Raw genomic sequence first — 587 nt, forward strand, 5'->3', positions numbered from 1 at the left:
ATGGTGATGATGTCCGTGGCTATGGTTAGAGCACGAGGTAGCGTCGCCCGATACTGGAGAGCCAGACAAATCGTGATGGTGATGCTCGTGGTCGTGATGATAAAACGCGAGTGATTCTCTCGCTGCGTTACCAAACAATGCTATGTAAGAAGGATGCTGAGTGATCGTTGCTGGTGATCCCGAACAACAAACGTGGTGGTGCAAACAAATCACATCGTCTGTTTTTGCCATGACCAAATGCAAATCATGAGATACCATAAACACAGCGCAATCGAAGCGGTGACGGATGCTTTCAATCAAATCGTATAGATCGATTTGTCCCTGAACATCAACACCTTGAGCTGGTTCATCAAGAACCAACAAGTCAGGGCGTTGTAGCAGCGCGCGGGCGAGTAGGACACGTTGGTTTTCACCACCAGATAGGCGGTGCATGTTGCTCTTAATTAAGTGCTCTGCACCAACTAGTCTTAATGCATCAAGGCATTCTTGTTTGCTGTACTTTCCTGCTAAATTTAAGAAACGGATAACGTTTAGCGGCAAAGAGTCGTTGAGTTTCAGTTTCTGAGGCACATAACCAATTTTTAGCT

At 46.2% G+C, this 587-nt stretch carries 1 protein-coding gene; it reads right to left on the minus strand.

Features of this window, described 5'->3' with window-relative positions; genetic code table 11:
* A partial coding sequence (locus R7Z50_RS29285) for an ATP-binding cassette domain-containing protein (protein WP_318149989.1) occupies positions 1-587 on the minus strand: 587 nt, incomplete at both ends.

It is taken from the genome of Vibrio sp. 1249-1 (assembly GCF_033340495.1).